The sequence below is a fragment of the Marinobacter sp. UBA5687 genome, from assembly GCF_002420325.1.
GTDB lineage: Bacteria > Pseudomonadota > Gammaproteobacteria > Pseudomonadales > Oleiphilaceae > Marinobacter > Marinobacter nauticus.
Genome location: NZ_DIHV01000100.1, coordinates 55,149 through 65,487 on the forward strand (window position 1 = coordinate 55,149; position 10,339 = coordinate 65,487).

The 10,339-nt window shown below is 59.2% G+C and carries 8 protein-coding genes; 4 read left to right on the forward strand and 4 right to left on the reverse strand.

The genetic code is table 11. The annotated features are described in order from the left end of the window. Position 1 precedes the first annotated feature (1 nt). The 3 genes from B3Y70_RS10535 to mnmH form a co-directional block, all read right to left on the reverse strand. A complete protein-coding gene (locus B3Y70_RS10535; protein WP_113879125.1) occupies positions 2-559 on the reverse strand; it encodes an aminoacyl-tRNA deacylase in 558 nt (185 codons plus the stop codon). A 161-nt stretch (positions 560-720) separates the two neighbouring features. Then, a complete protein-coding gene (locus tag B3Y70_RS10540) occupies positions 721-1,554 on the reverse strand; it encodes a mechanosensitive ion channel family protein (protein WP_011787027.1) in 834 nt (277 codons plus the stop codon). A gap of 133 nt (positions 1,555-1,687) precedes the next feature. Continuing rightward, positions 1,688-2,791, reverse strand: a complete 1,104-nt coding sequence (gene mnmH / locus B3Y70_RS10545) for a tRNA 2-selenouridine(34) synthase MnmH (protein WP_273031742.1) — start codon at positions 2,789-2,791, stop codon at positions 1,688-1,690. 114 nt (positions 2,792-2,905) lie between these two features. On the opposite strand from mnmH, the gene B3Y70_RS10550 reads away from it, so the two are divergent. After that, on the forward strand, positions 2,906-3,562 hold the full coding sequence (locus tag B3Y70_RS10550; RefSeq protein ID WP_273031744.1) for a 50S ribosomal protein L11 methyltransferase: 657 nt from the start codon (positions 2,906-2,908) through the stop codon (positions 3,560-3,562). A 463-nt stretch (positions 3,563-4,025) separates the two neighbouring features. On the opposite strand, the gene B3Y70_RS10555 is transcribed toward B3Y70_RS10550, so the two are convergent. Beyond that, the gene (locus B3Y70_RS10555) at positions 4,026-4,430 is read right to left on the reverse strand and encodes a teicoplanin resistance protein VanZ (RefSeq protein ID WP_023009474.1); all 405 of its coding nucleotides are present in this window, start codon (positions 4,428-4,430) and stop codon (positions 4,026-4,028) included. A gap of 95 nt (positions 4,431-4,525) precedes the next feature. Between B3Y70_RS10555 and cysZ the strand changes: the two genes are divergently transcribed. The 3 genes from cysZ to B3Y70_RS10570 form a co-directional block, all read left to right on the forward strand. Further along, on the forward strand, positions 4,526-5,275 hold the full coding sequence (cysZ, locus tag B3Y70_RS10560; RefSeq protein WP_011787023.1) for a sulfate transporter CysZ: 750 nt from the start codon (positions 4,526-4,528) through the stop codon (positions 5,273-5,275). Positions 5,276-5,293: 18 nt separating this feature from the next. Next, positions 5,294-8,155: an RNA polymerase-associated protein RapA gene (gene rapA, locus B3Y70_RS10565; RefSeq protein ID WP_273031747.1), complete on the forward strand. Its 2,862-nt coding sequence runs from the start codon at positions 5,294-5,296 to the stop codon at positions 8,153-8,155. A 138-nt stretch (positions 8,156-8,293) separates the two neighbouring features. Then, positions 8,294-10,339 (forward strand): acyl-CoA dehydrogenase (locus B3Y70_RS10570; RefSeq protein ID WP_288589765.1); only part of this gene is annotated, 2,046 nt, incomplete at its 3' end.

Here is a 10,339-nt window from a genome sequence, read left to right on the forward strand (position 1 = left end):
ATCAGTAGCCGGCTATGGAGGTAGCGGTTGCTTCCTCACGGTTGCTGGAGCGGCGGGGGTTGCGGACCAGCCAGGCCGGTTTGCGGGCGCCCGGACGGGTGAAGCCCTGGTTGATAACCATGGGTTGTACCAGGCTCAGGAAGTCCCGGGTGTTCATGTGAATGGATTCGCTGTGGCTGCCGGCGGCAAAGGCCAGTTCCGGTTGTTCGGTCAGAGCCTCGGCGCAGTAAACGCTCATGCCAAAGAGATTGCCAAACGGCGGCATGGCGCCCACTTCGCAATCGGGGAAGCGATCCTGAAAGGCCTGTTCGTCGGCCAGGTCGACAAAATCGGTGTCCAGAATCTTGCTCAGTCTGTCCCAGCGAATACGCCAGGTGGCCGGCATCACCAGCATGGCCATTTTGCCATCGAGTTCGATAATGACGGTTTTGACTACCCGATCCCCGGCGATCTTGACGTGATGGGCCAGTTCCTGGGCGGTGAAGGCTGGGGGGTGAGAGAGGCACATGTAGTCAACACCTGCCTCATCCAGAAATGTTTTCAGCTGCTTTGCCGGCATGTTCACAACCTCCTGACAGCATCGACAGTGTTGTGGAGCCATCCGCCTTTCCCGGGCCGGGCCCCGATGGCAGGCGGGGTTTTTACCCCGCCTTGTCGTCAGCTTAGTTCAGGATACGCACTTTGCGAGTTACCGGATGTTTCCATGTGAAATGGTTCCGTTTAATCAGCCTTGTACATGTGCACGTCCCGTTGCGGGAAAGGAATCGAAATACCCTCGGCGTCGAAGGCTTTTTTCACCCGCTCCTGCATATCCCAGTAGAACGGCCACAGATCGGCGCCCTTGGTCCAGGCGCGCACCGTCAGATCTACCGAGCTCTCGCCGAGGGCGCCAACAACGATCAGCGGCGCCGGGTCTTTCAGGGCGCGCTCATCCTCTTCGATCAGGCGTTTGCAGATGGCCTTGGCCTTGTCGATGTCATCGCCATAGCCAATGCCGAAGCTCATGTCGCAGCGGCGGGTTTCGTAGGCGCTCAGGTTGGTCAGGCTGGCGTTGGAAAGCTGGCCGTTGGGGATCACGATCCGGCGATTGTCGAAGGTGTCGACAATGGTGTAGAGGATGGTGATTTCCCGCACCGAGCCCAGAAAGCCCTGGGCATCAATAACATCGCCGACCTTGAAGGGTTTAAAGATAAGGATCAGCACGCCACCGGCAAAGTTGGCCAGGCTGCCCTGCAGGGCCAGGCCCACCGCCAGGCCGGCGGCACCGATGATGGCGACAAACGAAGTGGTAGCGATGCCCACCATGGAGGCGACGGAGATCAGCAGCAGAATCTTCAGAATGGCGCTGATCAGGCCACAGAGAAACTTGTTCAGGGTCGGATCTTTTTTGCCAAGGCGGTTGTCCAGCACCCTGACGAACCGGTTGATCAGCCAGAGGCCGATAATCAGCGTAACAATCGCCAGCAGAACCTTTGGGGCATAAGCCATGATCAGGGCAATGGCCTGATCCGCCCATTCAGAGGCCTGCCCGTTAGCACCGAATAACTCTTCCATAGGGAAAAACTCCTTGATCGTTAATATTTTCTGAGTGAGTTCTTATCGACAAATGACGTGGTTCAGCGGGATTTGTCTGAACCAACTATATAGCAGAGAAAGTTGTACACGGCATTACTGCCAACGCCCAAGATTACGTGCTGGTGCGGGATCTGGCCCACTCGGTGATGACTTCGGGGCCGCCCCGTACCAGTATTTCGCCATGTTTCTGGGTAAGCTGGTAGTCGTACATGGGGTCGTAGTAGTCGGTCAGCAGGGCCTCAATCCAGCCATGATGCCCTTCCAGGGAGCCATTGGCTTCCTGTTGATCCAGAGCCTGCAGCATCAGGTTACGGAGTTTCTGGTAACGCTCGCCGCCCAGGCGTTTGCGAATGCGGTCGATGGCGCTCAACAGGTAGTCCCGGAAATTCAGCCAGCCGGCGTCTTCACCGTCCCTGGCCCGGTAACTGGCCAGCATGCCTTCAACGTAGTCGGCCCGGATGATGGCAATACGCTCTTCCATGGCCTGTTCCAGAATCAGCAGGGGTGATTCAGACATCCGGGCCCGAAGGGTTTCCGGCAGGGCGCAGCGGCCAATCAGGCGGCTTTCGTCTTCAAGGTAGATTGGCCCTCCCACCTGGTGGCTGGCCTTGAGCATGGCCACCGCCAGCCGGTTCTCGAAGTCGATCTGGGAGGGTTGGGGAGTTACCTGCCGGCCAAAGCTGGAGCCCCGGTGATTCGCCAGGCCCTCCAGATCGACCGGATTGGGCAGTTGCATCAGTACCCGGGTCTTGCCAGTACCGGTGCGGCCGCTGAGAATCCGGAACTGACCTGATTCGATCTGTGCTTCCAGGCTGTCAATGAGGAAGCGACGCAGGGCCTTGTAGCCGCCTTTCACCAGCGGGTAGTCGATGCCGGAGTCCCTGATCCACTGCTGGGTCAGGCGCGAGCGCAATCCGCCCCGGAAACAGAACAGATACCCCTCCGGGTGTTGTGCCACAAAGCGCTTCCAGGCTTCAATTCGCTGGGCCTTGATGTCGCCGGAGACCAACTGGTGCCCCAGTTCAATGGCCTTGTCCTGGCCCTTTTCCTTATAACAGATGCCCACCCGGTGCCGTTCTTCGTCGTTCATCAGCGGGGCGTTTTCTGCAGACGGGAAGCTACCTTTGGCAAATTCCACCGGCGCCCGGACGTCCATCAGCGGCACATCGTTCAGGAACAGGTTGAGGTAGTCGTCGGTATCGGGTCTGCTGGCCATATCAACGGATCACTGTGATTCAGGGTGAGGCGGCAGTATACCGAACCGGCGATATCCCGGCATCCCGGACAAGGGTACAATCCCACGTCCTTTCAGCACTGGCGAGGGAAAATTATGAGCCCGGATGTTCTCAATCGGCATCTTCAGAAAACACTGAGCCGAGGTCGGGTGGCGGTTTCGGCGCCTGCGGGCTGCCCGGATATCCAGCTGTATCTGTTTGACCCGGGGGTGCTGGATGGACCGTTGAGCCATGATGAAGCCCAGGCTGTGGTGGCCGAACCGGCGTACTGGTCGTTCTGCTGGGCCAGCGGGCAGGTGCTGGCCCGGTGGATTCTGCAGCATCCGTACGTGGTGGCTGGCAAGACCGTGCTGGATTTTGGCTCCGGTTCAGGGGTAGTGGCTGTCGCCTCCGCACTGGCCGGTGCTGCCCGGTCCATAGCCTGCGACATCGACGCGGCAGCGCTGGATGCCGCGGCCGCCAATGCCCGCCTGAACAATGTGGAGATTGATCTGTGTGACGACTGGGCAAACCGGCCCGGGAGGGTCGATCTGATTACCGCTGCGGATGTTCTGTACGACCCTGAAAATCGCCCGTTACTGGCGGCCTTCGAAGCAGCCGCGCCCCAGGTGCTGCTGGCGGATTCGCGAGTGAAGGACCTTGGACATCCCGGTTATGTGCAGAAGGCTGTGATCGAAGCCAGAACCTGGCCGGACCTGAATGAGTTTGAGGAATTCAACAAGGTGAGGATCTATCTGGCCGGCGGAGACTGAATTCTTCTGACCAGAAAAAACAAAGGGCAGCCATCAAGCTGCCCTTGAACAGGTACTGAACCGCCGTCCGGGGCAGTTCAGATTCGGAACAGGTTGGCGCCTCCGTGCGCGATGGGCAACTGCCGTGTTGCCATTCCTTGCTGCCGTTCCCTGGTGCCAGCATCCGAGCCGGCGATCCGATTCGTTATCCCTTAAGCGAAGCGTCCCTGTGTCCCTGCTTCTCCCCGCAGTCCGTGCCGGGGTGCATCCAGTGCGTCGTCCTTTCCCTGTCATCCTTGACGGTGTTCATATTACCAATGCCAGCTTTACAAACGTGTGAACTATGCACGCAGAGCGCGCTGCCGAACTCGCCAAACACGGGAAAGTTGTTACAAATCATTCATGTAGAGTTTGGTCTGTAACTGGAGTTACAGACTGCGTACGAGATGTCACAGGGAGTTCCTACAGGTTTGTAGGAAATATCTCACAAGGATTCGGGCGATTTTCGCAAATCCGTTTCTTGAGCCAGCCGAAGTCCCGGCCAAGGCAGCAGGCCAAGCCCGATGCCAACGGCATCCGCTGTCAGATCTGCGAGGGAGAAATCCCGGTACGGCAGGTTGGCTTGCACCACCTCCAGTATCAGGCCGAAAACCAGCAAGGCGGGGGCATACCAAAGCACAGAAAGCCGCGGCCATGCCAGGCGGGTCACCAGGGTGAGCTCCAGAAAGGCAATCAGATGATTGATCTTGTCATTGGGCGCCGCAGGGATGGGGTAACTGTTACTGGTGGTTGCCAGGTAAAGGATCGCAGCAATGGAAACAAACAGCGCTGCCTGCCATAGCCGTCGCATGGCCAGAATGGAGACGATAATGGAACGGATGCGGGGCATAGTGGAATCCGAGAGTCCTCGCGGGCTGTGGGAATGATTCCGACATGATATGCTTTGCGCCCCGTTATTGTCATGGCAGCGGAGGAACACCAGTAATGCTCAAGGGTAACTTTTTTCGTGGACTGGGCTATCTGGGGGAAGGCTTCGGGCTGATTCGCCAGCCGGGCCTCCGGTTGTTTGTTGTCATCCCGCTGATCATCAACATCCTGCTTTTCGGTCTGCTGTTCTATTTTCTGGCCGAACTGTTCACCGCCATGATCGCTGCGGCCATGGCCTGGTTGCCGGACTGGGCCTGGTTACAGGCACTCGATTGGCTTTTCTGGCTGCTGTACGGCGTGGTGATCCTGCTGATGCTGGCCTATGGCTTTGTGATCGTGGCCAACCTGATTGGCTCTCCCTTCTACGGTTACCTGGCAGAGCTCACTGAAAAACAGCTGACCGGTCAGGAAGTATCTACTGACGATAGCTGGTCCGCCATTATCAAGGACATTCCCCGCGCGCTCTGGCGGGAGGTTCAGAAGATTGCCTATTACCTGCCCAGGGCTCTGGGCTTATTCATTATTGGCCTGATTCCCGTGGTCAACCTGGTGGCCGCTGTGCTCTGGTTTCTGTTCAACAGCTGGATGATGGCGCTGCAATATGTGGATTATCCGGCCGACAACCATAAGGTCAGTTTTCCGGCTCTGCGCAAGCTGTTGGGAGACACCCGGCTGTCGGCTCTCGGGTTCGGCCTGCCGGTCGCCCTGGCGGCGATGGTGCCGGTGCTCAACCTGTTCGTGGTGCCAGCGGCGGTGTGTGGTGCAACGGCCTATTGGGTTCGGGAAAACGGTTCAAACACTCAGTAATCAGTCATCGGAGGTTTCTTGGAAACATCGGAATTTGTCATCGGCCAGCGTTGGGTCAGCCACAGCGATACTGCCCTGGGTCTGGGTATCGTAACGGACATCTCGGGGCGCAGAGTCACCCTGGGGTTCCCCGCTGCCGATGAAGAGCGCACCTATGCCATCGATAATGCGCCCTTGTCACGGATCGTGTACCAACAGGGCGAGGAAATAGAGACCTTTGACGGTGAGCGCTATACCGTGCGCGCAGTGGAAGATCTCGATGGCGTTCTGGTGTACCACGCCGATGACGGTGAGAATATTCAGCCGATTTCCGAGGTTAAGCTGGCGGGCTCTGTGAATTTTTCCGCCCCTCATCAGCGCCTCTTCGCCGGCCAGTTTGATCGCAACGGTGCCTTCCGGCTTCGAGTCGCCACCCTGCAGCACATGGACCGTCTGCGGGCGTCGCCGGCCCAGGGGCTGATTGGGGCACGCACCCAGCACCTGCCACACCAGCTTTATATTGCCCACGAAGTGGCCCGCCGGCATGCTCCCCGGGTTCTGCTGGCCGATGAGGTTGGTCTGGGTAAAACCATTGAGGCAGGTCTGATTCTTCATTATCAGCTGCAGACCGGTCGAGCCCGCCGGGCGCTGATTGTGGTGCCCGATTCACTGATCCACCAGTGGCTGGTGGAAATGCTGCGGCGTTTCAATCTGCGCTTTTCCATTATTGATCAGGCCCGGTACGACGACCTCAAGGCCGAAGAAGATGATGTCGACGCTCTGGTTAACCATATTTTTGGTGATGACGATGCGGTTAACCCGTTTGAATCTGACCAGCTAGTGCTGTGTAGCCTCGACTTCCTGGTGCGCAGCGAGAAGGCCCGCAAAGACGCAGTGGCGGCGGGCTGGGATCTGATGGTGGTGGACGAAGCTCATCACCTGGCCTGGTCGCCGGAACAGTCCAGCCCGGAATACGATGTGGTTGAGCAGTTGTCCGGTGCCAGCCAGGGCCTGCTGCTGCTGACCGCAACACCGGAACAGATCGGCGTGGCCAGCCACTTTGCCCGCCTGCGCTTGCTCGACCCGGCCCGGTTCCACAATCTGGAGACCTTCCGGGAAGAAGAACAGCACTATGAAGTGATCAATCAGGTGGTCCGGCGCCTGCAGCAGGCGCCGGATACTATCTCAAAAGACGATCGGCAGGCCCTGGCCGGTTGGCTGGGAGATGAGCTGGACGAATTGCTGGCCCGGAATGATGCCCACCAGGCGGTGATTGATGCGTTGCTGGATCGTCACGGCACCGGGCGAGTGTTGTTCCGGAATACCCGGGCCGCCATTCAGGGCTTCCCGGAGCGACAGCCGTTACCGGAACCCCTGCCGTGCCCGGACCTGTATGAACACCATCAATACGGTGTCACCGGGCTGGCGCTCGAGCAGTCAGTGGATGAAGAAGACTGGCTGGCTCAGGATCCCCGGGTGAGCTGGCTGGAGAAGAAACTGGCCAGCCTGCGCCCGGCCAAGGTGGTGGTGATCTGTGCCAAAGCCAGCACGGCCATGGCGCTTGAGCATTATCTGCAGTTACGGGCCGGTATTCGCAGTGCAGCCTTCCACGAACACCTTAGTCTGATTGAGCGCGACCGGGCCGCGGCCTATTTTGCCGATACGGAGCAGGGGGCGCAGGCGCTGATCTGTTCGGAAATCGGCAGCGAAGGGCGCAACTTCCAGTTTGCCCACCACCTGGTGCTGTTTGATCTGCCGGCCAATCCGGATCTGCTGGAACAGCGCATTGGTCGCCTGGATCGGATCGGCCAGACCGAAGCGATCCGTATTCACATCCCCTATCTTCAGGGCACCAGTCAGGAGGTACAGTACCGCTGGTTCCAGGAAGGGCTGAATGCGTTTGCCGAGAGCTGCGCCGTGGGTGTTGCTGTTCAGGAACATGTTCAGGGCCAGTGGCAGCAGGCCCTGGACGGAGACGAAAGCCAGTTGGAGCCACTGGTGGCGGCCAGTGCGTCTGAGGCGGCGCGTCTGAAAGACATATTGCACAACGGCCGGGATGCGCTGATTGAACTGAACTCCTGTCGTGTTGATGAGGCTGAGGCTTTGATCGCCGGGATCGAGGAAGAGGAGAACGCCGCTGAAGTCCGGGATTACATGATTCAGGCTTTCGATATCCTCGGCGTTGATCTGGAAGACCACAGTGAGCATGCGGATATCCTGAAGCCGGGCGAGCAGTTCCAGGCCGGTCTGGTGGCGGAGCTTCCGGAAGACGGGCTGACCGTTACCTGGGATCGTCAGCAGGCGTTGCAGCGCGAAGATATGGCGTTCATGAGCTGGGAGCACCCGATGGTTACCGGGGTGATGGATTCGGTGAATAGTTCCGGTCTGGGCAAGGCTGCCCTGGCCAATCTCTCGGTCAAGGCTCTGCCCCCGGGGACGCTCCTGCTGGAAGCCGTATTCGCGGTGCATTGTCCGGCGCCCGAATCGCTGCAGTTGACTCGGTATCTGCCCGTTTCGCCCCTGCGCCTGGTGGTGGATGTGAATGGCCGGGATCTGTCCAAGGCTCTGCCCCATGAAAGGCTGAATGAGCTTTGTTCCAATATCCGTCGACGCACGGCCCAGGCCATCGTGCCGAAAATCCGGGCCGAGGTGGAAACCATGGTCGACCACGTCGAGACACTGGCGGAGCCGCATCTGTCACCGCTTCGCGAACAGGCGCTGGCGAGGGTAGAAGACAGCTTCATGCCGGAGATTCGGCGTCTGGAAGCACTGCAGAAAGTGAACCCGGCCATCCGCAACGAAGAAATCGACTTCCTGCGCACCCAGCTGGATGCCGCCCGCAGTGCTGTAGAGCATGCGTCCCTGGCCCTGGAAGGTATCCGTGTGATTGTCACATCGTAATGGTGCTAACCGACTGAACACTGGTCATTATCTGGCGAACAGACATCTGTTAGGGTAAGTTGAACGTAACGAAGTGTAGTCAAAGGGCTCCGGCACTGGCCGGAGACTCCAATCCATGGAAGACAGAGAGATCCTGAGATGACTTTGATTCTTTTTCTGGTGGCTCTGGCCGGCCTGCTGTACGTGATGCGCCGGGAATCCGGTGCCAAACCCGCCATTGGCGTGATGGTTGTGGTAGGTGTGCTGTCCCTGTTTCTGGCCTCTGGCTGGCTTGCTTTTGTCCTTCTGGCGGGCGCGGCCGTTACCGCTGTTGCGGGTTTGCCCCAGTTCCGGCAGAGCTGGCTCACCCCTCGGGTGTTTGCCATGTTCAAGAAGGTGGCGCCCAAGGTGTCAGACACTGAGAAAGTGGCTCTGGAAGCGGGTACCGTTGGTTGGGATGGCGAACTGTTCACCGGTCGCCCGGATTGGCACAACCTGCTGATTAACCGCCACACCGGTTTGAGTGAGGAAGAGCAGGCCTTCGTCGACGACCAGTGCACCCACGCCATTTCCATGTGTAACGCCTGGGATCTGGCGGTTGAGCGTGCCGATCTGCCCAAGGAACTCTGGGATTTCCTGAAGAAAGAGAAGTTCTTCGGCATGATCATTCCGAAGGAATACGGTGGCCTCGGGTTTTCCGCCAAGGCCCAGACTGCAGTGCTGCAGAAGCTGGCCGCCAACGAAATGCTGATGGTCACGGTCGGCGTGCCCAACTCCCTCGGCCCGGGCGAGCTGCTGGTGAAGTACGGTACCGAAGAGCAGAAAGACTATTATCTGCCGAGACTGGCCGATGGCCGGGAAGTCCCCTGTTTTGGCCTGACCGGGCCTCGCGCAGGCTCTGATGCCACTTCGCTGCCAGACACCGGCATCGTCTGCAAGCAGGAAGTGGATGGTAAAGAAGTGGTGGGTATCCGCCTGAACTTTGAAAAGCGCTGGATTACGCTGGCGCCAGTCGCCACGGTGGTCGGGCTGGCGTTCCGGATGTTTGACCCGGACGGGCTGCTGGGGGACACCAAAGACTACGGCATTACCTGTGCGCTGATCCCCCGGGATACCGAGGGCATGGAAATCGGCCGGCGCCATTGCCCCATCGGGTCCCCGTTCATGAACGGCCCGATCAAGGGCAAGGATGTGTTCATCCCGCTGGACTATATTATTGGTGGCCAGGAAATGGCGGGCCAGGGCTGGCGTATGCTGGTTGAGTGTCTCTCGGTGGGTCGCTGTATCACCCTGCCGTCCGGTGCTGCCGGCGCCGCTGCCTATGCTGTGGGCACGGCCGGTGGCTTTACCCGAATTCGCCGCCAGTTCAATACGCCGGTGGCGGAGATGGAAGGGGTACAAGCCCCGCTGGCCCGCATTGCGGCTAAAACCTACATTGCTCAGGCGGCGGTTAATCACACCGCTAACATGATCGATCGGGGCGAGAAGCCGGCGGTACCGTCCGCTATCCTCAAGTATCACCTGACCGAATTTCAGCGTGAAATCCTCACCGATGCCATGGATGTGCACGGTGGTAAAACCGTAACCCTTGGCCCCCGCAACTACCTGGGCATTGGTTACAGTGGTGCGGCGGTGTCGATCACCGTTGAAGGCGCCAATATCATGACCCGCAGCCTGATGATCTTCGGCCAGGGCGCCATCCGTTGTCATCCGTATGTGCTGAAAGAGCTTGCCGCGAAGGACAATGACGATATCAAGGCGTTTGATGAGGCGTTCTTTGGTCATGCCGGGCTGATATTTGGCAATGCCGCCCGGGCCTTTACGCAGGCGTTGGGCCTGGGCAAGGCTGATGTGCCATTCGACAGTGCCTCCCGCAAGTATGCCCAGGCTCTGGCGCGGTTCAGCTCTGCCTTCGGCCTGTGTGCCGATGCGGCCATGACAACCCTGGGTGGTGAACTGAAAATGCGTGAGCTGATTTCGGCACGCCTGGGGGACATGCTGGCGAATCTGTACCTGGCTTCCATGGTGCTGAAGAACTGGCACGAAACCCAGCCGGTGGACGGCGAGAAAGAGCTGATGCAGTACAGCCTGGGCTACCTGCTGCATCGCACCGAGCTGGCGCTGGACGAGTTCCTCCAGAACCTGCCGAACCGGCCGGTGGCGTTGGCGCTGCGGGCTATCACCCTGCCGCTGGGATGCCGTTGG

What these genes read in the sequence shown, in the direction of transcription:
- B3Y70_RS10535 (WP_113879125.1), bottom strand. Translation starts at nt 559, where the DNA reads ATGCCGGCAAAGCAGCTGAAAACATTTCTGGATGAGGCAGGTGTTGAC.
- B3Y70_RS10540 (WP_011787027.1), bottom strand. Translation starts at nt 1,554, where the DNA reads ATGGAAGAGTTATTCGGTGCTAACGGGCAGGCCTCTGAATGGGCGGAT.
- mnmH (WP_273031742.1), bottom strand. Translation starts at nt 2,791, where the DNA reads ATGGCCAGCAGACCCGATACCGACGACTACCTCAACCTGTTCCTGAAC.
- B3Y70_RS10550 (WP_273031744.1), top strand. Translation starts at nt 2,906, where the DNA reads ATGAGCCCGGATGTTCTCAATCGGCATCTTCAGAAAACACTGAGCCGA.
- B3Y70_RS10555 (WP_023009474.1), bottom strand. Translation starts at nt 4,430, where the DNA reads ATGCCCCGCATCCGTTCCATTATCGTCTCCATTCTGGCCATGCGACGG.
- cysZ (WP_011787023.1), top strand. Translation starts at nt 4,526, where the DNA reads ATGCTCAAGGGTAACTTTTTTCGTGGACTGGGCTATCTGGGGGAAGGC.